This window comes from Virgibacillus sp. 6R (assembly GCF_001895305.1).
Classification (GTDB): domain Bacteria; phylum Bacillota; class Bacilli; order Bacillales; family Amphibacillaceae; genus Virgibacillus; species Virgibacillus pantothenticus.
Genome location: NZ_CP017762.1, coordinates 4,619,721 through 4,643,501, shown reverse-complemented (window position 1 = coordinate 4,643,501; position 23,781 = coordinate 4,619,721). Strand labels below are relative to the sequence as shown.

At 35.0% G+C, this 23,781-nt stretch carries 27 protein-coding genes and 4 pseudogenes; 3 read left to right on the top strand and 28 right to left on the bottom strand.

Annotation, left to right across the window (positions count from 1 at the left end; genetic code table 11):
* Positions 1 to 14: 14 nt before the first annotated feature.
* The 5 genes from BKP57_RS21015 to BKP57_RS23025 all read right to left on the bottom strand — a co-directional run bounded on the left by BKP57_RS21015 (position 15) and on the right by BKP57_RS23025 (position 3,454).
* Positions 15 to 1,667 carry a T7SS effector LXG polymorphic toxin gene (locus tag BKP57_RS21015; protein WP_257786718.1) on the bottom strand — a complete coding sequence of 551 codons (1,653 nt, stop codon included), beginning with the start codon at positions 1,665 to 1,667 and terminating at the stop codon, positions 15 to 17.
* A gap of 241 nt (positions 1,668 to 1,908) precedes the next feature.
* Positions 1,909 to 2,070 (bottom strand): hypothetical protein, encoded by a 162-nt coding sequence (locus BKP57_RS22375; protein ID WP_156875395.1) that lies wholly within the window; start codon positions 2,068 to 2,070, stop codon positions 1,909 to 1,911.
* A gap of 445 nt (positions 2,071 to 2,515) precedes the next feature.
* Positions 2,516 to 2,875 carry a transposase gene (locus BKP57_RS23035; protein ID WP_232231267.1) on the bottom strand — a complete coding sequence of 120 codons (360 nt, stop codon included), beginning with the start codon at positions 2,873 to 2,875 and terminating at the stop codon, positions 2,516 to 2,518.
* 45 nt (positions 2,876 to 2,920) lie between these two features.
* Entirely contained in the window at positions 2,921 to 3,226 is a 306-nt protein-coding gene (locus BKP57_RS23030) for a hypothetical protein (protein ID WP_232231264.1), read from the bottom strand.
* 30 nt (positions 3,227 to 3,256) lie between these two features.
* Complete coding sequence (locus tag BKP57_RS23025) at positions 3,257 to 3,454, bottom strand: IS110 family transposase (RefSeq protein ID WP_232231263.1); 198 nt, start codon at positions 3,452 to 3,454, stop codon at positions 3,257 to 3,259.
* A 495-nt stretch (positions 3,455 to 3,949) separates the two neighbouring features.
* Here BKP57_RS23025 and BKP57_RS21005 point away from each other — a divergent pair, with 495 nt between their 5' ends.
* Positions 3,950 to 4,669, top strand: a complete 720-nt coding sequence (locus BKP57_RS21005; RefSeq protein ID WP_072742306.1) for an Rv1352/Rv1906c domain-containing protein — start codon at positions 3,950 to 3,952, stop codon at positions 4,667 to 4,669.
* Positions 4,670 to 4,859: 190 nt separating this feature from the next.
* Positions 4,860 to 5,114: pseudogene (gene tnpA, locus BKP57_RS21000) on the top strand (IS200/IS605 family transposase); the annotation flags it as partial.
* Between the two features lie 9 nt (positions 5,115 to 5,123).
* Here the strand turns inward: tnpA and BKP57_RS22605 are convergent.
* From BKP57_RS22605 to BKP57_RS20990, 3 genes and pseudogenes are all read right to left on the bottom strand, one after another.
* Positions 5,124 to 5,294, bottom strand: a pseudogene (locus BKP57_RS22605) (manganese catalase family protein); the annotation flags it as partial.
* Positions 5,283 to 5,381 (bottom strand): annotated as a pseudogene (locus BKP57_RS22600) (spore coat protein CotJC); the annotation flags it as partial. The pseudogenes BKP57_RS22600 and BKP57_RS22605, both read right to left, overlap by 12 nt.
* A gap of 286 nt (positions 5,382 to 5,667) precedes the next feature.
* Positions 5,668 to 6,372 (bottom strand): DUF421 domain-containing protein, encoded by a 705-nt coding sequence (locus tag BKP57_RS20990; RefSeq protein ID WP_072742305.1) that lies wholly within the window; start codon positions 6,370 to 6,372, stop codon positions 5,668 to 5,670.
* Between the two features lie 286 nt (positions 6,373 to 6,658).
* Between BKP57_RS20990 and BKP57_RS20985 the strand changes: the two genes are divergently transcribed.
* Positions 6,659 to 7,096: a CHRD domain-containing protein gene (locus BKP57_RS20985; RefSeq protein ID WP_072742304.1), complete on the top strand. Its 438-nt coding sequence runs from the start codon at positions 6,659 to 6,661 to the stop codon at positions 7,094 to 7,096.
* 223 nt (positions 7,097 to 7,319) lie between these two features.
* On the opposite strand, the gene BKP57_RS22370 is transcribed toward BKP57_RS20985, so the two are convergent.
* From BKP57_RS22370 to BKP57_RS22365, 20 genes and pseudogenes are all read right to left on the bottom strand, one after another.
* Positions 7,320 to 7,493 carry a hypothetical protein gene (locus BKP57_RS22370; RefSeq protein WP_156875394.1) on the bottom strand — a complete coding sequence of 58 codons (174 nt, stop codon included), beginning with the start codon at positions 7,491 to 7,493 and terminating at the stop codon, positions 7,320 to 7,322.
* 130 nt (positions 7,494 to 7,623) lie between these two features.
* Positions 7,624 to 7,890, bottom strand: coding sequence for a hypothetical protein (locus BKP57_RS20980; protein ID WP_072742303.1), 267 nt, complete (start codon positions 7,888 to 7,890; stop codon positions 7,624 to 7,626).
* 248 nt (positions 7,891 to 8,138) lie between these two features.
* Positions 8,139 to 8,357, bottom strand: a pseudogene (locus tag BKP57_RS20975) (manganese catalase family protein); the annotation flags it as partial.
* Between the two features lie 65 nt (positions 8,358 to 8,422).
* Positions 8,423 to 8,704, bottom strand: coding sequence for a hypothetical protein (locus tag BKP57_RS20970; RefSeq protein WP_072742302.1), 282 nt, complete (start codon positions 8,702 to 8,704; stop codon positions 8,423 to 8,425).
* Positions 8,705 to 8,710: 6 nt separating this feature from the next.
* The gene (locus BKP57_RS21810; RefSeq protein WP_083547337.1) at positions 8,711 to 10,555 is read right to left on the bottom strand and encodes a ribonuclease YeeF family protein; all 1,845 of its coding nucleotides are present in this window, start codon (positions 10,553 to 10,555) and stop codon (positions 8,711 to 8,713) included.
* Between the two features lie 193 nt (positions 10,556 to 10,748).
* A complete protein-coding gene (locus tag BKP57_RS23020) occupies positions 10,749 to 12,116 on the bottom strand; it encodes a peptidoglycan DD-metalloendopeptidase family protein (protein WP_072742301.1) in 1,368 nt (455 codons plus the stop codon).
* Positions 12,117 to 12,267: 151 nt separating this feature from the next.
* Positions 12,268 to 13,281, bottom strand: a complete 1,014-nt coding sequence (locus tag BKP57_RS23015) for an N-acetylmuramoyl-L-alanine amidase (protein ID WP_072742300.1) — start codon at positions 13,279 to 13,281, stop codon at positions 12,268 to 12,270.
* 51 nt (positions 13,282 to 13,332) lie between these two features.
* Positions 13,333 to 13,788, bottom strand: a complete 456-nt coding sequence (locus tag BKP57_RS20945; protein WP_232231261.1) for a phage holin family protein — start codon at positions 13,786 to 13,788, stop codon at positions 13,333 to 13,335.
* A gap of 54 nt (positions 13,789 to 13,842) precedes the next feature.
* Positions 13,843 to 14,307 carry a hypothetical protein gene (locus tag BKP57_RS20940; RefSeq protein WP_156875393.1) on the bottom strand — a complete coding sequence of 155 codons (465 nt, stop codon included), beginning with the start codon at positions 14,305 to 14,307 and terminating at the stop codon, positions 13,843 to 13,845.
* A 250-nt stretch (positions 14,308 to 14,557) separates the two neighbouring features.
* Entirely contained in the window at positions 14,558 to 15,682 is a 1,125-nt protein-coding gene (locus BKP57_RS20935; RefSeq protein WP_072742298.1) for an IS4 family transposase, read from the bottom strand.
* Between the two features lie 143 nt (positions 15,683 to 15,825).
* Positions 15,826 to 16,161, bottom strand: coding sequence for a hypothetical protein (locus tag BKP57_RS20930; RefSeq protein WP_072742297.1), 336 nt, complete (start codon positions 16,159 to 16,161; stop codon positions 15,826 to 15,828).
* 111 nt (positions 16,162 to 16,272) lie between these two features.
* Entirely contained in the window at positions 16,273 to 17,514 is a 1,242-nt protein-coding gene (locus BKP57_RS20925; RefSeq protein ID WP_072742296.1) for a phage baseplate protein, read from the bottom strand.
* A gap of 78 nt (positions 17,515 to 17,592) precedes the next feature.
* Positions 17,593 to 17,883 (bottom strand): hypothetical protein, encoded by a 291-nt coding sequence (locus BKP57_RS20920; protein WP_072742295.1) that lies wholly within the window; start codon positions 17,881 to 17,883, stop codon positions 17,593 to 17,595.
* Positions 17,884 to 17,985: 102 nt separating this feature from the next.
* Entirely contained in the window at positions 17,986 to 18,666 is a 681-nt protein-coding gene (locus BKP57_RS20915) for a hypothetical protein (RefSeq protein WP_072742294.1), read from the bottom strand.
* Positions 18,667 to 18,770: 104 nt separating this feature from the next.
* Positions 18,771 to 20,279, bottom strand: coding sequence for a tail fiber domain-containing protein (locus BKP57_RS20910; protein WP_072742293.1), 1,509 nt, complete (start codon positions 20,277 to 20,279; stop codon positions 18,771 to 18,773).
* A gap of 148 nt (positions 20,280 to 20,427) precedes the next feature.
* Positions 20,428 to 20,835 (bottom strand): sigma factor-like helix-turn-helix DNA-binding protein, encoded by a 408-nt coding sequence (locus tag BKP57_RS20905; RefSeq protein ID WP_072742292.1) that lies wholly within the window; start codon positions 20,833 to 20,835, stop codon positions 20,428 to 20,430.
* 14 nt (positions 20,836 to 20,849) lie between these two features.
* Positions 20,850 to 21,026, bottom strand: coding sequence for a hypothetical protein (locus BKP57_RS22595; RefSeq protein ID WP_198035015.1), 177 nt, complete (start codon positions 21,024 to 21,026; stop codon positions 20,850 to 20,852).
* Between the two features lie 330 nt (positions 21,027 to 21,356).
* Positions 21,357 to 23,216 (bottom strand): phage/plasmid primase, P4 family, encoded by a 1,860-nt coding sequence (locus tag BKP57_RS20900; RefSeq protein WP_072742291.1) that lies wholly within the window; start codon positions 23,214 to 23,216, stop codon positions 21,357 to 21,359.
* Positions 23,217 to 23,255: 39 nt separating this feature from the next.
* Positions 23,256 to 23,558 (bottom strand): MazG nucleotide pyrophosphohydrolase domain-containing protein, encoded by a 303-nt coding sequence (locus BKP57_RS20895; protein ID WP_072742290.1) that lies wholly within the window; start codon positions 23,556 to 23,558, stop codon positions 23,256 to 23,258.
* 36 nt (positions 23,559 to 23,594) lie between these two features.
* Positions 23,595 to 23,765 (bottom strand): hypothetical protein, encoded by a 171-nt coding sequence (locus BKP57_RS22365; RefSeq protein ID WP_156875392.1) that lies wholly within the window; start codon positions 23,763 to 23,765, stop codon positions 23,595 to 23,597.
* Between the last annotated feature and the right edge of the window lie 16 nt (positions 23,766 to 23,781).

Here is a 23,781-nt window from a genome sequence, read left to right as displayed (position 1 = left end):
CCGTATTTGAATTTTTAATTATCCCAACGACCATTATCCCATTCACTTTTCCAATAATTACGTCTGTCTTTTCTCCATTGCTTCCTGTCTATCTTTGAAGGATTTCCTTTATTAGGATGGTTGATTTTATCGTTTTTTCCATATCTATGGTCTGAGGGATGCATTTCATAAAAAGGACCATCTGGATTTTGGTCTTTGTGATGTATTTCAATAGGTTTATTATCTTTTTTACTCATTGGAGCATTTCCTCTTTTTGTTGGGGAAATCACTTCATCATTAGGGACTCTTGCCTTTATACGTTTCGAAATAGGGTTATCTATCTTTTTAACTTTCTTCGCTGTCTGCTTACCCTTATTCGCAAATTTAATAACTCCGCCAGCTTTAACTAACTTTAGAACTTTTCCCGCTGGAATAATAGAAGCTCCTGCCCATATTCTTTCACCTGCAGAGGCTTCTGAATCAAAAACAGTATTCACATCATCCAATATAACGAAGTCTAAAGCCTCTTTGGAAAGTTTTAAGCCAGCTTTTCCGGTCTTATATCCTGCTAATCCTACGTGTAAACCTGCTTTGACAATCCCTTCAGTAGCTTTTTCCACCCAGCTCTTTTCCGGCTCTTTTGGCTTGTGTCGATCGGCAGGAATCGTATCCACTAATTCATATTCTACACTTCCAGATTCGGATTGATATTTTCTTACGATTCTACCATCCACCAATGTATAGTAAGTTCCCTGTCTCACTTTTTTATAGTCCGAGACCTCTACTGCGGAAATTACTTGGTGTTCAATGGTAGAAAATTCTCCTGTAGTTAAACGGTCACCTGATGCTGCTACAGCTGCATGCATAGCCCGATAACTATAATCCATGGTTTTTAATCCAAAATGTTTCTGTAAATACTGAATCGGAATAGCTGCAAATCGGGTATACCTAGAGAGTAGAAGCTTGCCTGCTTCGCCAAGCAATGCCTCTAGCCCAATTGCGTTTCTCACAGCCTTGTTCTCAATACCAGCTACAAGTTCTTTGTGAAACTTTTGATCATCTAGTTGCCTTGCTTGGTAGCTGCCAATACGTATCTTCCCATTGTTTCCTAACTCACGGATTTGACTAAGATAATTCTTCATCATGCGAATATCTTGTTCTATGGTGTCTAGCTTAGCTGTATTGTGGCGGTCAAAAGCGTGGAGCTTCTCTATCGTCTGACGGTTCAGCTTTTTCGCATGTTGTACTTTATCAAGAAACTCGCCATCGTCTATATTCGGAACGTTAACAATATCTTTGACCGAGTGAAGAACGGCATTTGCCTCATCAGTTAACGCCGTAGTAATATGTTCCATTCGTTCAAAACCTCGTTGCACGTCTTGAGAAAGAAAATCCTCGCGAATAACCCCATCTTTGTTTGGTTCCATGTCTCGAATCGACTTTTTCATTTCCTGTAACGTATCGGAGTAATTCGTAATAAAACCTTCTAGGAACAACAGAAACGGCATATGTACCTCTTGGTAAAAGGTTCGAATAGAATTAGCCGTTTTTCCTTTAAACGCATCCTCCAAAGCTATAATGCTCTCTATGCTTTTCTGGATCTTTTTTACTTGTGTATGTATTTTTTCTAGCTGCGATATGGTTTTGTCAATATAGCTATGAAGGTCGCTTACATAAAGCGCCTTAATGAAAATCCCCTCCTATCCCCATTGGTAATCATTTCAATGTAACCCCTTCAGTTGCATTATACTAAAAGCATGAAATATATGGAATTGTTTATGGGAAAACTACATATAAGTGGCAGCATAAAAATATATCTGGCGTATGGGAATATACACCAGAACGATTAAAAGCGTTGACTATAAGAATATGTTTTGGGTAAAAGAGGTGAGCTATATAAAGTATGCGCCGCCGGATATGGAGTGAAATTTAGTTTTCTTTTTTCTTTTTAAATAAATCTATTACCAGAATCAAAATAATAATAAGATTTGCATATTCCACCCAACTAGACAGTTCATAATTAAAAAACAAATGTGATAATGACGTAATTAATAAAAATATTGCTAATAAAATAATGACTACTCTGTACAAGTTGAAATCCACCTCGTTACTTATGTGACTAAGTTGCGTTAATAAGAAAACTATCTTGGCTAAAACTTCCTTAAAGAAGTTATCCTCATATTCATCCTGCCTTTTTCACCTAATTATACCAATTGAAAGCTTTTTGTCTAACATAAAACACCACCTCCCCGTAACTCATTTCTGGTTACAGGAGGTGGTGTTGAATTATTATTAAATATTAGTAAAGGAGAAGTCTGAAATAAACCCTTAATGGACTCACTTGATCAAAGGTCATGCCAAATAAGCCATCACAGATGACTTTTTAAAAATTCTAAACAATCCACGATGATAGCTAAGTTACTTGTACTTCAGGTTCATAATTTTGAAGCCTTGAGATTTGGCTAACAAGATTGCTTGTTCAACCGTAATTTCTCGATGAACTGGAAAAACATCCGATTTTTTGTATAACTCGGGATTATATGGTTCTTTTTTCTTCAAAATGTGGTAAATTGCTGTTAACAACATTTCGTGCTATGGCGATAATTGCACGCTTGTGACCGCGACGCTTTTTAAGTCTCAAATAGCGGTTTCTGATTTCGGGATGTTTATCGCTTTGGACTACAGCGGTAGCACACTGTACCAAAAGGGGCTTGATATATACCCCTGCTCTCGAAATTCTTACTGACTTTTTCTTGCCAGCACTTTCGTTATTCGTAGGTGTGAGCCCTGAACATAGATGCTTAGCTGTCGGGAACACGTCCATATTGACACCTATCTCAGAAACCACGGCAATGGCAGAGAAGATGTTCTTAAAGGACGGAACAGTTAAGATCAAGTTAATCTCTTCTGTGTAGGGTTCGGCAAGAGAAAGTATCAGCTTTTAAAGATCAGCTTTACGTGCTTTAAGGTTTTCGTAATGCTGCTTAATAACAGATAACTTTCCAGCTTGTTCAGGAGTAATAAAACCATCGGTGGCAAGCTTTAAATCAGAAATTTTGTCTTTCATCGAACCGTGAATAAGTGGTTCAATTTCAAAATCGGTATCAGTTGGATCTTCCAACAGTTTCCCGACAATATTCATCGAGCTTTTTCCAAAGGTATCTGAAACAACTGATGCAATTTGGTTGTTCGAAACGGTTAAGCTGTTTTGAAATCGATTCTTTTCACTGGATGTAAAATTAGTCAATTTAAATCAATAACGCATGAGATCACGCAATTATCGAATAGCTAAAGGAGGCATAAAGCTTCCAGCTACAAGATCATGTTTAAATAAATCAGCAATCCATTTGGCGTCTTTCTTATCTGTCTTTTTACCATGGATAGCCTTGACGTATTTAGGATGTGCAAGTGTGATATTGCAGAAATCTTCTAGTACATTAAACACGGGGATCCAATACTTCCCAGTAGATTCCATACAGACATCTTTACAGTCCTTTCACAAAGCCATTGTGACAACTCTCTAAGTCCTTTTGTGAAGGTAGAAAAGCGACGGCGTTTGTAAGTAGTTACTCCTTTTTTGTTTGTGGAAGCAATACAAGCAACAACAAAGGTTTTGTGGACATCAATCCCACAGCAAATGGGAAATACAATTTTTAAACCCATAAGGGATAGCTCTCCTTTTCTATGATATATAGAGACAGAAAGCATTGACTGATTACCCAGCTATAAACGAGAATGGTTTATACAAAGATAAGTCTGCGTGCTCGAAGTCACACTTGTTTATGCTTGGAAAGGTAACCTACACATATAAATATGCGGTCACTCCGCTTTCGGAATGGCCTACTCACCTCCACGTGATTTGTAGTTAACTTTCTATCCCTATAAATCAAGAATAATAAAAAAGCCCAAGGCGCAAATATATTTCATAGTGTTTTGTGCCTTGAGCGTAGCGAAAGGAATGTTTATAAATATGAAGAAACTATTTATGCTATTATTGCTGTGTTTGCTATCCATTGCATTAGTAGCTTGTGGCGAAGAAGAAAAAACAAAAAGCGCTGAATCTGAAACTGCAACTGAAGAACAAGAATCAAGTACTGACGAAAATACGGAAGATGAAACCGAAGAAATAGCCGAAGAACCTGAGCCAGTACTAACTCCACAAGAAGAAATGTTTACAAAACTAACAGGTTTAATTGACGAAGGTAAAGCCATTGATACTGGATCATACATACAAGGCGATATACCAAAAGGAGAGTATGCTTTTATTACTTTTGAGGGCAGCGGTCAATACTACTCGGAAGAAGATCAAGCCGGTAACATTATAGACAATGAAAACTTTGAAAGTTTTGGTTATGTGTACGTGCATGATAAGGGAAACATTGAAACGATGGGCGCTTTAGTTAGCGTAGATGCGCTTAAAAATTTAGGAGTAAGCGGAGCCAAAGAGTTATACGAAATAATGAATGATGTTGAAGATTTTACAGGTTCTGCGTGGTATAAAGTTGGCGCCGACATAGAGCCAGGGCAATACGTGATTGAGAGCATAGGAGAAGGATATGCTGCCATAATGTCTGGGCCTGTTGGTAATAACGAAATTGTAGACAACAATATTTTTAACGGTCGCTATTCTGTTAATGTTTCAGAAGGGCAATATTTAGTAGTATCAAAAGGAGAAATTAAAAAACAATAATATCATTATAAGCCTGCTAAAACAGGCTTTTTAATTATGACTTTAGTCCGTTGAGCTCGCGACAGGTGCGAAACAGAAAACCACCTGCTATGCGGGTGGGAAACCAATGGTTATACCAAACAAAACACTCACTTTCTTCTATAATAGAGATTTTTCAAGCCTCTAAACTATAGAAAGGAAAGTGAGTAAATTGGCTAAAAAAGCGAATAGTTTGGCACACACAAAATGGTTATGTAAATACCATATTGTGTTCACTCCAAGGTATAGACGTAAAATAATTTATAATCACTATCGGAGAGGCATAGGAGAAATATTACGAACACTGTGTAGGAGTGGAGATCATAGAAGGTCATCTTATGCCTGATCATGCGCATATGTTAGTGAGTATTCCACCAAAAGTAGGGTACCCAACTTTATGGGATATTTAAAAGGAAAAAATTTTCTTAGGACCATTAATAATTCCTTTGTACTTCCCGTTTCCCCTTACCACTCCATCCTTGAAATAAATATTGCATCAGATATCTCACCAAACTGTTCGCCAAATTTCTTGTAGTTTCTTCGCATAGACAGGGTCGGGGCGTTTAGGTTTAGGGTGGTACTGTAATTCTTTTACATGATAAAACAACGCCCTGTCGTGATCCACGAAGTGCTCTCCAATACCTGCTTGCTTTAATTGTTCAGGAGTTGCATCTTTTGTTAATTTATAAAACATTAATAAATTGCAATAGCTTTAGAATAAAGTTTGATCAAAATCATACTGGGGTGTTTTTGCCCACCCCCTCGAAAAGGTCTATTTCAGAATATTATAGACTTTAAATGTTTATCGTCAATATAAAAGGGCACTGCTCATCTTGCATACACAATAAAATACTGAATGAATTGGATTAGTTGGAACGCCGTATGACTGGAAAACTCATAAAGTGGGGAAAAGCAGGTGATAACTTCAAAAGCTTACCTATCACTATAAAAAGGTAAACAAATCAGACCCTGTTGCGAATTTAATTATACAAATATATTTTAAGATCTTCATTATTTTCAATAGTGGCAAGTAGTATATCGCTTAAATTTACGTTATATGTAGTTTTTATCTTATTTAATAACCATTGTTCCTCTATTCCGAGTTGGTTTAACACATTGTAATCAATCTTTTGTTCTTTAATAATGATTTTAGGAAAATCAAAAGGTTTTAAGGTTGAATTGAAATTAGAATGAGTAATAGGCTTGTGTTGAGGATATAAGAATATGGATATGGTTCCTCCAGGTTCCCATAATGCTAGCGCTACCTTTTGAATATCTTCAGTTTTTTCTTTTCGCAGTTCAGATAAAAGAATATCAACTGATATTCTAGCTTTATTTAAATTTTTGTAATTAATTTTCCCATATTCTATAAGTGGTATGGGAGGAGGATCAAATATTTTCCTTAGTGAATCCCACCTTAAGCTCAAAAATACTACCGTTAGGTATAAAATCACCAGCACACTCATGGTAATCATAGAACCTTTTAACCCTAACTGCTCATCTGACAAAGGGTGGGCAATAATATTACCTATTAGTATTGCCATTACAAAGTCCAGAAATCTTAACTGTGAAATAGATCTCTGTCCCATTAGTTTAGCTACGATTACTAAAAAGAAGAAACCAATAATTGCTCTTAAGCTCCATTGTATGGCATTCAGCGATTCTTGGCCACCAAAAAACTCCATAAATTCACCTCCTAGTTCTTTAAATGTCTTGCCACAATCTATGCCATTGTTATTTTTAGCCTTTTAATAATAAATATGTGTTCAAAATTTATGATATTAAAAATAATTAACTTCTTCATCTGGAATATCATTTTTTAGATATGCCCAAAAGCCTAAAAATAATTATTCCCTATATGTTTCTCGAAGCTCAACAGGTCTCTATCATTTTCCTATTTTTAGCCCTTAATCCTCTTACCTATACAAAGCTATTTCGATTTACATACCGTATATTAAGGAGGTGAAATTTATGGAGAAATTTATTGCTAAGTTAAGAGGGGCAAACGAAGTACCTCCAGTAAGGACAGAGGCTTTTGGAGTAGCTAAATTTTTGGCTAATAAGGATTGTACAAAAATTAAATTTGAGCTAGAAGTCAACAATATTAGAAATTTCATTCAAGCGCATATTCATTTTGGAGCTCGCAATGAAAATGGACCCGTTCTCGTCTTCCTTTTTGGGGCTGATCTAGCGACTTTAGAAGATCAAAATGGAATAACCACTCGCCGAGGTGTAGTTACGGGAGTTATTACAGATAAGGACATCGTTCCTAATGACAGAGGTGTAAAAAATGTCAATGACTTACTAATACTAATGCGAAAAGAATTGACGTATGTAAATGCTCATACCGAACAAAATCCTGGTGGGGAAATTAGAGGGCAAATTATTCCCCTTCGCAAAAGATACTAAGTGTCTTTTGTGCCTGTTCCCCACCTCTTTAAATTATCAAGACGTAAATCGTAAAAAGTCATAAAAAAATAAAGAGCGATACATATTAGACATGATTAACATGTATCGCTTTTTTATTTCTTGTTCCACAATCGTCATTGTTCTGCACGAGACTTTGTTTTAAAGCCACATAAATAAAAAAAGTTCCTTACTTAAAAGAGTTTTAGGAAAAATTATATTAATATCAACAATTAATGTATTTCATCTGTAATAACCTTTTTACTAATGCTTCCAAATCTAACATCCGATAAACTTTAGCCGCTCCAACCCCCTCTACTACATATTCTGCTGTAAGTTCTTTTCCCTCTCTATATTTTTCTAATTGACTTTCAACTACATTTTCTTGCCTGTCTTCCATGCAACTCCCTCCTTAAATCCAATCTATGCAATCGTAAATTTGTCCAATTCCTCAAATAAAAAAAGAGCAGACATTTTTTGTCTACTCGTTAATCCAAATTTAAAAATAATATTCTTCACCTACTGTTTCCTTAAGATATTACCCTTCTTTCCAACTTATCAATGTGCCTGTCATGTTCGCCCCACTTTGAGAATTGATATGCTTGTTCCCTCTCAATTTCTGTAGCATTTGTTTTAAGCACTGTCATATCATTTCTAAGTGAACCTACTTCATTTTTAATTATATCCGTTGTTTTTTTAACTTCTGCTAAATTTATTTCAATATTATCAAATCGTTTATTTACACCATCAAAACGATTATTTATCTCTTTTTGAAAAGCTTTCTGACCTTGATTCATTTCTTCTAACATCCTCAATACGTTTTCCTCTAAATAGTCCGGTTTTGTATCCGGTATCCATTATATCAAATTCTCAAATTCTCGTGCACCAAAAGTAAATTCACTTAGGGTGGAATTTTCCAAATCTCCATCCTAAAATTTATAATTTTTTCTCTCTTCCCAACCTAACGTCCCCTCATATTTACCCTTCACAGTTAACTTGATAAACTTTTCGAACCATAGATATTATTTACTCAAACTGTTTTATTTTAAAAAAATTTCTTCGCATCCCTATCTTCCTTTAATATTTCTACAGCTTCTCTGAAACGTTGCGAGTGAACAACTTCTCTTTCCCGTAAAAACTTCAAACTATCATTTAAATCGGGATCATCAGACATATCAATAATCCATTGGTATGTCGCCCTTGCTTTCTCTTCCGCTGCAATATCCTCATATAAATCAGCAATCGGATCTCCTTTTGCATTTAAAGACATAACGAAAAGCACCTACAGAATAAGTAGGTGCTTCCTTAAATGGTTGAAGGCTTGAAGTTTTATCTCCATCTCCAGTAAATATCCCCATCTGGATAAACCGCCGGTATAACTATTCCTTTTTTTTCTTTTTGGTTATCTATTATATACCAATTATTATCATCTAACCATTCTTTATTAAAATTTGCTTCTACTAACTCATTTTCTTCATCAACAATTGCGGCAAAAAAAGCCTTGAATTTTTCAATATTCTTATTGGGTATTATATTTCCATTTGCCCACATACCCTCAGCATTTACGTTTTTAATTTCCCCTAAGCATTCGTTTGAAAAATATAGTTTCAAAATTTTTCACTCCTTTGACGAAACCTTAATAAACTGACCAGGAATTTCACCTTTAATTAAATATTCTTTATCCCTTTTCGTCCAGTTTACAGCTCTTCTCTTCCAAAAATCAGACGTATAATTATCTCTTTCTATTAACTTTTCAATTTGTTTTGGTGATAGTATAGCTACATCTTTTACATTTCCTGATCTTATATTTTTTCTTAGGGCAGAAATATCTAATTCAACAGTGCTTCCACCATAATTGCCAACTACATTTTTGTTATTGGTAAAGCTAGTATAAGGGCTATTAGACTTAGCGCCTCTTCTATAGCCTCCGAGTATATGCTCTGTAACAGTAACTTGCCTTTCTTTATATAGACCATCCTTATTAGCTGGAACCAAATTTCCGGTATTTGTGATGTGAGGCTTTTTAATCCCGTTTTGTCTTGTTGGAGAGTAAAGTAAACTATCCCCTCTATATAAATTATTGTTTTTGTTTACAAAAGCATTATCTAGATCCTTAACCTTCTTCGCTGTATGCTTACCTTTATCCGCAAATTTAATAACTCCGCCAGCTTTAATCAGTTTTAAAGGTTTTCCCACTGGAAGAATAGAAGCTCCCGCCCATATTCTTTCCCCCACAGAGGCTTCTGAATCAAGAACCGTATTCACATCATCCAACACAACGAAATCTAAAGCCTCTTTGGAAAGTTTTAAGCCAGCTTTTCCGGTCTTATATCCTGCTAATCCTACGTGTAAACCTGCTTTGACAATCCCTTCAGTAGCTTTTTCCACCCAGCTCTTTTCCGGCTCTTTTGGCTTGTGTCGATCGGCAGGAATCGTATCCACTAATTCATATTCTACACTTCCAGATTCGGATTGATATTTTCTTACGATTCTACCATCCACCAATGTATAGTAAGTTCCCTGTCTCACTTTTTTATAGTCCGAGACCTCTACTGCGGAAATTACTTGGTGTTCAATGGTAGAAAATTCTCCTGTAGTTAAACGGTCACCTGATGCTGCTACAGCTGCATGCATAGCCCGATAACTATAATCCATGGTTTTTAATCCAAAATGTTTCTGTAAATACTGAATCGGAATAGCTGCAAATCGGGTATACCTAGAGAGTAGAAGCTTACCTGCTTCGCCAAGAACCGCCTCAAGCCCAATTGCGTTTCTAACAGCCTTATTCTCAATACCAGCTACAAGTTCTTTGTGAAACTTTTGATCATCTAGTTGCCTTGCTTGGTAGCTGCCAATACGTATCTTCCCATTGTTTCCTAACTCACGGATTTGACTAATATAATTCTTCATCATGCGAATATCTTGTTCTATGGGGTCTAGCTTAGCTGTATTGTGGCGGTCAAAAGCGTGGAGCTTCTCTATCGTCTGACGGTTCAGCTTTTTTGCATGTTGTACTTTATCAAGAAACTCGCCATCGTCTATATTCGGAACGTTAACAATATCTTTGACCGAGTGAAGAACGGCATTTGCCTCATCCGTTAACGCCATAGTAATCTGTTCCATTCGTTCAAAACTTCGTTGCACATCTTGAGAAAGAAAATCCTCGCGAATAACCCCATCTTTGTTTGGTTCCATGTCTTGAACCGACTTTTTCATTTCCTGTAAAGTATCGGAGTAATTCGTAATAAAACCTTCTAGGAACAACAGAAATGGCATGTGTACCTCTTGATAGAAGGTTCGAATAGAGTTAGCCGTTTTCCCTTTAAACGCATCCTCCAAAGCTATAATACCCTCTATGCTTTTCTGGATGTTTTTTACTTGTGTATGTATTTGTTCTAGCTGCGATATGGTTTTGTCAATATAGCTATGAAGGTCGCTTACATAAAGCGCCTTAATGAACATCTCCTCCTATCCCCATTGGTAATCATTTCAATGTAACCCCTTCAGTTGCATTATACTAAAAGCATGAAATATATGGAATTGTTTATGGAAAATAAAAAAATGCCACCTCCCCGTAACTTATTTCGATTATTGTTACAGGAGGTGGTTTTGTTAGAAAAGAAAAAGCCCTCGGAGTGAGGGCTGAAAATCTAATCTAAAAATCAATAAACTTCTCTGGGTTTATGGAGTAACTTTTAGAACCATTCCATCGAGGTTGATGAACTTCAAAATGTAAATGCTGTCCATTACTATCTCCAGTACTTCCCATATAACCAATAAATTGACCTTGCCTTACTTTAGTTCCTACTGATACCTGTCTAGATCCACTTCTCATATGAGCATAAACAGTTTCGTAAGTTTTTCCTCCTACGCTATGCCTAATAAAAACAACTTCGCCGTAACTTGGCGACCTATCTGATCGAGACACTGTACCATCAGCTGCAGCTAATACTTTTACAGTACCATTCTGAGCTAAATCTATACCATGATGAAATCCGCTTGATCTATAACCATATTTTGAAGTAACAATATAGCTTTTACTATTTAACGGAATAGCCCAATCAGGTTTTAAATCAACTTCTTTGGGATTAATCCAAACATTACCAAACTTTCCTGTCTTTATTTCATACCAGTCCCCTACTCTGTTTAAAACATTTACTGTTTGAGGGGCAAAGCTAGAAACTTTTTTGGAGTTGAATGAATACGATTTATAACCAGTTAATCTATCCTTCATTTTGTATGTCCAATTAGATTCACCGTACACCCATACCTTTCCAAATTTAGATGTCTTTATTTGATACCAATCCCCTACCCTATTAAGCACTTTAACAGTTTGCGGCGCAAAACTAGTTACTCTTTTTGAGTAGAAGTTCGGCTTGTCAAAAGTTTGAAACCTGTTTTTAAAACTTTTCTTCCAATTTGGGTCATGATACATCCATACTTCTCCAAAATTTTGAGTATGAATAGCATACCAATGATTTCCACTTTTACCAATGACATTTACTGTCTGTGGCGCAAAACTCGAGACCATCTCATCATTAAATGAAGCGCTGTTAAAAGTGTAAAATCTATCTTTTTTGGTAATTTTCCAATCTGGATCATGGTAGACCCAAACATTCCCATGATTTGTTGATTCGATTAGATACCAATGATCACTATATTTTCCAATTACTTTAACAGTAGTTGGTTTAAACCCAGTAACCCGTTTTGATTCAAAAGATGGTTTTTCATATCCTATAAACCTAGTATTAATTTTTCTATCTTTTAAGTTTGGATTATAGTAAGTCCATTTTTTTCCATATTTAGTTTTTATTAAATACCAATAATTCCCTTTCTTTTCATATACTGTAACAGTTTGCGCTCCGAAGGTACTAACTTTTACTGAAAGAAATGATGGCGACTCATAAGTATTAAATCGATGTGGAATAGTGAGACGTTCCGTTGATGCATCTACTTTTGGGGCAGAAAAAACTAAGATTCCAAAAACTAAAAATGAGATGATTATCAAAAACCGTTTCTTCAATTATTACATTCCCTTCTTTTTTTAATATTTGGTTCTATATAACAATATTTGACAAATATGTGTAAAAACCTCTATTTCCCCCGAAATTCACTACGAAAATTTACATAAGATTAATCAAAAAAGGAACTAACATAGTGGTTGCCAGTTCCTTTTACATATTTCCAGCCAAGAGAAGATTTTTAATATCAATACACGTCTTTTTTACGCACCCAAGACATAATACCATCGAGCAGTACACGATCCGATTTAACCTGTTTAACCTTATAGCTATTACCCTTAACAAAGCTTGCAATCGACTCCCCTGTCGCAAACTGCTTGCTGATTTTTTGACAGTTACTGTTTGTCCTACTTTAAAAGATTTTGGTTTTGGCTTGCTGGATGCGGTAGATTTAACAAATCGACCCTGCAATTTATTTAACAACGTAACGTTTTGGCTAGCTGTACCACGATAATTTTTAATGCCGTACTTTTCAGCTAATCTTTTACGGTTGTTAAAACTAGCATCCATCTTATGATCTTTCATATAATCAACAACACTTTTATATTTTTTAGATGGTTTAGGCTCAGGTGCTGGTTTACTTGGTTTAGAGCCACCTTTTTTAAGCTCTAAATTAAGAAAATCAGCAATACCATCAGCTATAGCCCGTCCAGCTTTTTTCAATACTTCGTCATCACGTAACTTCTTAATGTCAATAATTGAATCCATGTAGCCCCCTTCTGTTAAAATGGCGTCCATTTTTGTTTCACGAAGCACATGAAAGTCAGCCTTTTTCAATCCTCTATCTCTTAAACCATAAGCGTTAACGATACGTTTATGCACTTTACTGGCAAGTTGCTCAGTGCTTGGATGGTTGCCTAAATACGTATACGTTTCTGTGCCCGTCCAAGAACCCCATTTACCTGTATTGGCATTATGATGCGTAGAAACGTAAACATCAGCATCGTAAGCATTTGCTTTATTTGTACGCTCTTGCAATGGTACGTCACGTTTGCCTGTTGGGTCATCAAGACGTAAAACCTCAACATCATCATAATTGTTTTCTAAATATGCTATTCCTTCTGTGACCACAACGTCATTGAATGACCACTCTCTTTCGCCTTCCGGACTCCTTTTACCCGGTGTATTTATTCCATGTCCAGCTCCCCATGCTACTTTTTTAACCATATTGATCTCTCCTTTATTTTTATATAAAAAAGGCACCCACGAATGAGCGCCTTAATCAATGTTTTTCTCTTTTAACTGATCATCATCGTAATCCTTAAATCTACCTTGAAAAATATTAATTGCCTTACGTATTGGGCTTGGAATAGGCAAGCTTAATCTACCTGCATTTTCAAGGATTGAGACCAACTCATTTACAATGTAAAAGTAAATCGTGGCCGTCATGACAAAAGCATCAATATCCGTTGCATCAATCAGCAATAGATCAATAACATGTGCTGTGGCAACCATGGCAAAGATAAATACCTTTTTTCCAATACCCCAAAATCCTACCCTGCTTGATAACTTACCCTCATAAGCACTAGCTGCTATACCTGTTATATAGTCCAATACGACAAATACTACTAAAGCTATTAGCGACACTGTCCAACCTCCATATAAAAATGCAAAAACGACAGATGCGACTGCCGTTGTTGTTTTTGCCATATTAATAATCATGTCTACCATCATGTACCTCCTGTTTTTTGGTATTAAAAAAGCACCTCGTTTAAGATGCTTTAATATTTAACCCTCTTTCAACTCTTTTTTCATCATTTCTTTTAACTCAGGAACTCCTTTTTCAATTTTATCTCTAGCCTTCTGTATAACTAACCTTCCTTCTTTGATTTCTTCACCAATGCTACTATGTTTTAAGGAAGGATCTTTGTAAACTAGTATTTCAAATATTGACTTTTGCAAACCTTTCGCCTTGCTTAATACTGTTTCTGAAAAATACAATTCGTTTAATAATAAATAATTATTAGCTTGATTATTTTTACTATCCGCAAAGTTATAGTCAATTCTTTCTAAAAAAGAATTGAATTGCTTTTGGTCACCTTTCTTCACCTCTTTCCAATATCCTATACCAATATTAACTTCTTCATCAGACAAGCCTAAATTACCTAAGCTTTCTCTAACCTGAGCTTCTGTCATAAAACGATATTCTGGTCGGCTTCTTATTCTTTCCGTTACCTCTGATTGTGCATACATTAATAAAGAATAGTATTCAGCATATACTTCATGCTTTTTCTGCTCGTATAGAGAAAAACGATGTAAGTTTTCATTTAATTCGCTTTTATATTTTTCGAGACTAGTCACTAGCGTCGCATAAATGTTAAATGAATATTCGGATTATATTCTTAGATATAAAATGAAAAAAGTTAAAATACCAAAGTGAAGGTAGTAAACATCCATTTTTTTACTATAGCTAGTGGCTAGTGCAACAGTTTCTTTAAAAGCTTTACGGAACGCTCTTTCCTTTGATTTTTCGAATCCAAATATAGGATGGTTTCCATAACGCTTCCTTTAAATAACGACTAATTTGTAAATAACTTCGCTCACTATTTGTGTTCAGTTGAGCCAGTACATTCAGACAATATACGATCATCGCAAGATACACTTGATTTTGGACTGTTTGTTCACTAAAACCGTAAAATTTTTTGATACTCAAATGTTGCTTCATCCATTTGAAAAAAAGCTCAATTGCCCATCTTGATTTATAAATCTCAGCAATTTCATCAGCGTCTAAGTCAAATCGGTTCGTCAACAAGCTAAGTTCATTTCCTTTTGTATCCAATAATTTCAATCTGCGAAATACATTTTCTGAACGATTTTGTGTGGTTCCAATGACAACCATTTCATCTGACACTACGTTTGAATTTACTTGTAGTGGAAAGGTTTCAAATACTCGTACTACAGCGTTCTTTCGCAGACGAGAAACAAAGAAATAACCCTCATCTGTCATACGATCAAAACGTTCATAATCTAAGTAACCACGATCAAAAACGTACATGCATGCTTTGTCATCAACCAAAACTTCTAATTGTCCGCGGTCGTGCTCAATCGCATTTGTGATGACCGCTTGATCCGAATAAGAAAGGCCTTTTTCCATAAATACGAGTCGTAAATGAAGTTTGACACCTGACTTTGTTTTGCGAAATTTAGCCCATTTATGGTTCGTTAAATTAAGTGGTAATGTACTAGAATCAATGATTTTTAATGGTGTTGTTATTCTTCTACGATTTTGGAAATCTGTTTTCTTATGGATATCAGAGACTAAATCCAGAAAAATCGTTTGGAAAAAAGCAGTCGGAACGTGATTCAATCTTCTTCCTAATTGTGAGAAACTGATGGAATCTAACTCTGTAGCCTGTTGTAGTTCATCCGAGAAAACAGCATCGCTAAGCGCTCGTAAGCTTTCCGTTTCATGAAGTTGAGCATACAGAAGCAATGACATAAATGAATCCATATGTAGCTTTTTAGTATAGTGATTTAGTTGATACTTTTTCACCTGTTCATTAAATAATGTTTGATTTATAGGTGATAACCATTGTTTAAATGATGTTTTTCGTGTAGACTTATCCATGGTGTTTGTCCTTTATATTGGATTTGGATAGGTTACTACCGCCAACCATTATAAAGGATTTTTTTATGGAAACAAAGTGTTTAAGAAAATTCTGTATTTTATATCGCATATGAATATTTTAATGCGACACTAGTGATTTATTTTTATTCATTTGATTCTTTATGTTCTGGCTCCGATGTTTGCAATGGACCTCTTATTTCTTGCAACAGCCTAACAATCTTGCCCATTGTCATTAGCACAACACCTATTGCTACATTGATTAATAATGTTCCAATACCAACTACCCACGTTGACATGAGATCATCTTTCATCATTTCCAATTGCACTTCTTCCTCATCAAGTAAGTATGCACTATCTTTTAATTCGCTATACTCCAAATGATCGAATGATGTAATTATAGTTATAAAACCAATTACCCCAATAATTATAAAAATAAGTCCCATAAACTCAGCGAACGTTAGATCTTTTGTTTTATTCATCCTCTTTCCCTCCATCAATATGTATACACTTATTATGATAGAGTTGGAAATGTTATGCAATATGTAAAGGGCACCTTTTTTGGTGCCCTTGTTTATTCTCCTTATATGAGTCTATAACTTTTTCATGTCTAATTTAAACCATGGTGAAGCTCCTTTAGCATTTCCTATTACTGTTCTAACAAACATTGTACCGTGAACACTTGAGTTTCTTGCTAATATTTGGTGACAGCCTGATACGTGATTCCTCGTAGTGTCACCACCTGATACATAAAGCCACCATCCAGCAACATTTTTCATCGGGTGATCATCCATTTTGTTCCCTTCTGCTGTTGTTAAGTAATATGATCCGGGCTCAATGATCTGTTTTAAGGAATTAATTTTACTTATATCAATCCTTTTTGCTTTATTATCATGTCTGGTTAGTGGAACCCTTTGTACACTTTCGGCTGATAATCCAAGAAATTTTTGAACTCCGATGTTACTTGATAAGGCAAAAAGTCTTTGTCTTCTTCGTCCTACCTCGTCTCCTACAATAACAGTAAGCAAAGTTTTATAGCCTGAATAAGGGTCTGTATAAAGGTATAATCCTTCGGGTTCGCCAAACCCCCTAATGTACCTTCCATCTGGAGCATGCCCTATAGCTCTATTAATTTCATCTATAATTCTTCCCGTTACTAAATCTATGCAGTACAAATGAAAATTTTCTGCTCTATCTCCAAAAGTTATATACAATTTATTATTGTCAATAGCTAAACCTTGTAAAATTTTTGAGTTCATATCGTTTGTAAATTTATAGCTGTATATAACGTTATTAAATATGCCATTTTTCAAATCATCTGTTTTGTAAACTTGAATTTCACTTTTATTAGTTCCAGAATTTGTATCTGTTATTCTTAAAGCAATTAAACCATTTTTTGAATCTGTAAAGGGCGTTTGGTACCTCTTTCTATCTGGAAACTCAATAATCCTTTCAACTTTAGAATCTTTAATAGATACTGTTTCTCCAGCTAAATACGGTATTCTGCATAACCATTGAGTATTAATTGAGCCATCATTATTCAGATCGATCATATTTGTCCATATATATGATTTTCCCTTTACGTTTTCAACTCCTATAGATGTTCCGTGCCCCCCGTCTCGAAAAATCATACTGTCTAACTTTTTTCCTCCCAACGAAGTTCGCGTAACAATAAAGCTCTCCACACTTCTATTAAAATTGTTATAAACTTGAGTGGCATAAAACTCCCCCGACTCTTCGTTAACAGTCAAACCTTGGTTAATAGTGACATTTTCTAATTCTAAATCAAATAAAAATAATTCTTGTGAATCACTTGCAATGAATTCTTTTGACACAAATAACATTCCCTTCTATTATATTTTATAAAAAAGCACCCAAGCTATATACTTGAGTGCTTTAAAATGAGTTAAATATTAAATGTCAGCATGACCGAATTGGATAAGGTTATGCTTCAATTTAGCCATTCGTTGGTTGATTTCTTCCTGCAAATCCAACCGTTTTTGAATATTATAATGACCTTTAAGATTTCTCTTCTTACGTTGCATTTTTTGCACCTTTTTATCCGTAACAAAACAAACATATCTATGATGACAATGTTCGCATTTGAAATATGTTTCTTTTACTTCGTTCGGGTGTTTCTTTTCTTTAAATTCTATCTTGGTAAGCTTCGAACAATGGTCACATCTAGCTTTTTCTTTAAACATTTATTGCATTCTCCTTTCTGCAATAATAAAAAGACACCCATCTATGTGAGTGTCTTTTGCACGACTTTATTTATCGTTTATTTTCTAGATGTCTTTACAAATTCATTCCTTTTCAAATTCTATTTCAGCAATAACTTTTCTTTCGTTTTCGTTCATAAGATATTCTTCTTCATTCTCCACAGGCTTTCTCATCGTAAAGGTAAGTGTTTCTGGAATATCATATTGAAGATCGAAAGAATCAAAGAACTTTTCTTTTAACCCTGGATCAATAGGCCCGTTTAATTGAAACCATGTATAACCTTTTTCTTTCTGATCTGTTGTTATGCTGATGGTATCATCATAATCCATTAAGGTATCGCCGTTGTTTATTTTTTCCCCAAACATTCCTACCTCTTGATCGCCTTCTTCACCTTCCACTATCACTAAAGCAAATCTTAATTTCGTATCTTTGTATTCTATTGTATTAAAACCATCTTCATCCGTTTGGTCACCAACATATCTACCGACAATAGTTATTGTTGTTGCTCCATCTTGAAAAATGTTTTTATCATTATTTTTATTTCCCACTTCTAAAGGGTCGGTAGATGGCATTTTTTCAGGATGGTTTTTCTCCGTCCATTCTGCTTGCGACATATCATCTTCGGATTTAGAGTTATCTTCCTTGTCTTCTTCCTGTGTTGATTCTTCTTTTTTTACCTTAGTTTCATTGCCTTTATCATCAGAACAAGCGACTAAAGCAAAGGTTAACAAACCAATTAATAACAATAGTAATGTTCTTTTCATCCTCTTCCCCCTCCATCAATATGTATACACTTATTATGATAGAGTTGGAAAAGTTATGCAATAAGAAAAGACACCCAAGTTATACTTAATGCTCTGGTTACTAATTATTTTTTTAACTCTTCAATTTCTCGATTGAGTGATTCAACTTTTATATTTAAATCTTGTATTGCTTTTATCAATGGTGCAACTAACTCCGTATAGCCAATTGTCAGAACATCGTTACCGTTATTCTCTTTATGATCTTGGAACCCTCCAAAATCTACATTTAAATCTTCCATTACAGTTTTTACTTCCTGAGCAATCAACCCATGATGATACCTATTACGCTTTTTGGTGCCGTCTTTTTTTAATTTAGTAACAGATCCATCATTGTTAAGTTCAATATAATCATCACGATAATCCCATTTAAAATCTCTAGGACGCAATTTCAAGATGAATTCTAACCCTAAAGCTGTATCTTTTATATCTGCTTTATCCCTTTTATCTGAGCGGTTTTGAATTGCTCCATAAGCATATGTTGTTATTCCACTGCTTCCTAATTGTAACTGACTATCTCCTGATACTCTGGATTGTTTGCCAATCCCTATTGAATTTTTAACATTTGTTAAAGGATTACCGTTTACATCATAGGAAAGAGCTTTATCACCTAAAGCAGTATTAGAATGCCCCTGCTTTAAATAACGCATTGCTTCGGTTCCTACAGCAACATTATCGTGATTTCCTGAACCTTCTAAATCTCTCATTGTAGAAGAACCGATAGAGATTAAACGGTTATTTGCCTTAGAGGAAAACGCTGATCGCCATCCCACTATTGTATTATAGATACCTGTTTTATTATTGTATAAAGACCAGGATCCAACACCTGTATTGCGGTTTGCGTTTGTGTTAAATAGCGAATTATAACCAACAGCAGTATTCTCACTTGCTTGTTTTCGGTCCTGTTGACCGCCTTCTGTTACAGTTCCAGAGTAAGCGTTTGTTCCTACAGCTGTATTATAATTTCCTGTTTCATTTGCATGTGCTGCATTTCTTCCTAATCCAACGTTCCCTCTTCCTGAAACATTATATCTTAAAGCGTAGGAACCAAGTGCCGTGTTGCGACTTCCCTCATCATTTCTATCAGGTTTACCTTCAGAATTAATAATACGTCCAATATTTCTCTCAAGTGCTGAATCACCAACTGCAACGTTATTATAGCCTACAATATTATCTCTCATAGATGAATGTCCAACGGCAACGTTACGCCATCCGGCCTTTTCAATATTACTCCCATTCTTGTTTAATGATAATTCTCCAATACCCACATTTCTATAACCACCTGACTTTTCGTAATAAAAGTCATTAGACTCACCTGCTTGCTTTCCAGAAAATACATTTGTGTTTCCAGCTCGTGTAATCTGAAACGGAGCGTCGTATAACATATTGTTAATTTTGAAATCACCATTAAGATAAATGTTTCTAGAAAATTTCTTAGTAACAAAATAAGTTTTCCCCAATAAGTTTACAAGCATATTATGATTTTCTTCCTCAATTCTTATAAAAGCTTGCGTGTCATCATTAATTCCGTCCCCAACAGCACCATAATCAAGTGGATTAATAATTTGGATTCCCATATTTTCAGCCTCCTAAATATTTTGTAAAGAAAAAGCACCCAAGCTATATACCTGAGTACATACGTAAAAAAAGGACAACTAAGAACAGCTGCCCTTTTCGTCAATTTTCTATGCTACTACTATAAAACAGATTTACAATGGTTTCAATTCACTTTATGAGTGAACAAGAATGATACATTTCTACAAACTTAATTGTTTTAACTAATTCAGCATGTTTCTTTCTTATATGGCTTGCACTATAATTCAACCTTTCAGCAATATCTTCTAAAGTCATACCGTCTATATACTTCAACTTTAATATTCTATTATCAAGACCTTTAAATGTATTTACTAAATTAACCAGCTTTTGTAACTGTCTTTTTTTAAGATCAATATCTTTTTTCAACAGTTGAATACGCTCTTCTAATTTAGCAGCTACAGATTCGTCAGTGAGTTTAACACCAGCTAGATCACCCTCAACCCATCTTTTAAGCTCGGTCTCTTCACGATCTAGCCTATATTCTAGGTAATCGATATCCTGTTTTAATTGTTGATAATCTTTCAGCCATTCGTACAATATGCCCACCTGCCTTAATGTGAATCATCTTCATCCGAATCGTCATCAAAAGCTACTTCGAATGACTTTTTAACAATCTCCGTCCTGCGTCTAATTTGCTCATTTGTCATCTTTGAATAATCCGGCGGAGGAAAAGAGACAAACTCATGAGCTTGTTCAATTAACTTTTTGCGTTCTTCTTCATATGTCATTTCATCAGTCCTTTAGTTGTGGTGTCCTAGATTAGTGTCCTAGATAGAAAATAGGATTTAAACCTAGAGAGATAAGGGATTGAAGCATATGTCCCAAATTTGCTTGAAATTCTTTTATATTTCTTAAACTCCTCTTTAAGTACTTAATCTTTATTTTTATAATTAACATTAGTATTTTATCTAGGACAAAAAGAAATAATATATCTATAAATATATATATAATAAGGGTTTGAGGGTGTCCAAGATGTAATTTTGATCTAGGACAGTTGATTTCTAATTTATTTTGTCAAAACATTGATATACCAACCTTTATCAGCTGTCCTAGATATTTTATGAATTTAAGGCATTATCTGAGACATTTTTAATTAGTTTCTTATATATCCATGGTCTTTTGTTTCCTTTAGTAACCCTCTTCTTGTCATACCCCTCTTTTTTCAACCTTCTACCAAACTCTGTAGAGCCAACAGCTTTTAGACCTGACTCATCACAATACAATGTATATTGCATATAAGCATTCTTTGTATCTTTCCCATCAACGCTGTAATTCTCCAAAAAGCCCAGCACACTATCCGACTGAACAAAATACTCTTTTGTAATATCAGTAATAGCTTTACAATCAGATAAATCTCCTTGTTTTATGATGCGCTGCATCCCTTCAATCGCTAACCGTAAAATATAAGATTTCGCATTATCCGTCGACAGCTTATTATCAATCTCCATATCTCTTTCCTCAACCACAGCATCACATGGTATAACACGCATACGCTTTTTTATCCCACCAGACTTATCTTTAAAGACAGGTATCTCGTTACACGTAAATATGAGCGTGCCTTTATTGTTTAACGTTGTGGCAGGCGAATAAATCGGACGTATCATAACTGGATCTCCAGACACGATTGTTTTAAAGTTACTAGACTTATCCAAGTAGCTAGCATTGATATCATCTGCCACATTGAGCAACCTACCAATTAAACTAAAAACCGTCGTATCATCATCAAATTTATCTAACGGTACGTTCGTGTGTAATCCTTCTGCAAACGACTGTATCATCTTGATTAACGTGCTTTTCCCGTTATCACCGCTCTCACCCCAAAAGAAGAAAGCACGGTGAGGGAAACCTTTTGTCATGATAATATGACCAAACACTTCTTCAATAAATTGACGTAAGTCCATCCTGTTACATGTAAACCATTTTAGGAACTTATCTACGTGTTCGTCATAGACATTTTCTTTATAAGCTACGTCTAAAAAGAAGGGAGTGAATCCAGGGTCTACTTCTACGATTTCGTTATCGTACAGGCAATAACCGTTATTAAACTGTACTGGTAGATCGTCATCATCTTGTAATGTTGCTTTTATTTTAAACAGCTCCTTTAATTCTTTATGCTGTGAAGGTTTTAACTTAATCAATCGATCGATGGCACGTAAGAGTAAATTCTCATCAGATATATAATGGCCATCTTGTTTAAAGAAAATCTTACTTCTGAAATAATGTATATCTAACTTTTCAACCAATACCTCACTGGTCATTATCATGTCTTTCTTGTTTAAAAACTGATTACTACTTTCATCAATCTTCTTCGAATTAACACTACCTAAAATGTTTTCTAATTCTCGTTCTTTTAATGCATCTGCAAAGACATACTTGTTAATAAATGTAGCTATTTCTTTTACATCACGCTTATACATTTCTTTTGCAGTTAATAGATGACTGTACAAATTACTGTTACGACCTTGGCCATCTGTTAAACCATATAATACTTCTGTAAGTTTATTTGGCCACAAAAGAAAGGGAAGCTCGGGCAAGCTTGACCACTCACCCAAGAGATTACCGTTATCCATTTTTCTTAACTTATTGTTTTGTTTAATAATTATTGGCTGCTTACTAGTATGCTTATAATCTACTAAGATACCAGCATTGGTAAGCTTGCCTACCCAATTTTTTATATACACACCTTTTGGTTTGCGATAGTAAAGATGGAAGCCTCTCTTGGTGTGTACTTTTAATGTTGGATTTTGGTTGTATATGAGGTTGCCAATTTCTACTGAACTAGGTTCGTCAAAGTCTACCACAACTGTTTTATTATCCAAAAGAACAGCAGCATTTTTATAATTTTTATGATCAGTACTAAACGTGGATAATTTATGCACTGGCTCCTTGTTGTCGTTTAACTCAATGTATTTAAGCAAAGATGGAGACCTCCCTTCTCTGATGATAGCTGTTAGTGATTAGTAAGCTTTATTACCATGTTTGTATGTTCTGCCTTTATTTCTCTCCATTTTCGTGTGAATCGCATCTTCAAGATCAATATTCTTGCTGCCACAAAGATCAAAAACACGTATGCAAACATCTGCCAGTTCTTCCTCAAAGTTTTCCTGGTTTCCTTTTCGATCAGCTTCTAATGCTTCTGATACCTCACTATGGATAAGAGCAAGCAACGTACCAGTTTCTCTCGGTTCATCATGCCATCCTTTGGACTTGGCTATATGAAAAGCTTCTTCGCATAATTGGTTAATTGATTTGTTTATCATTTTTGATCTCCTTTCTAAACACCCCTAAAAATTTAATTAAATCCGATTGTTTTTTTTGTTTGTTTTTACCAAATCTAATATTGATTGCTTAACTAAAAATTGAATTGTTTCATATTTTTCTTTAGTGGTTCTTACTACATATAAATCATCACCATGGTTAGCTAAAACCGTTATATCAATATCATTCGATTGTTCTTTATCAGTCATCCCCAAAACCTCCTTA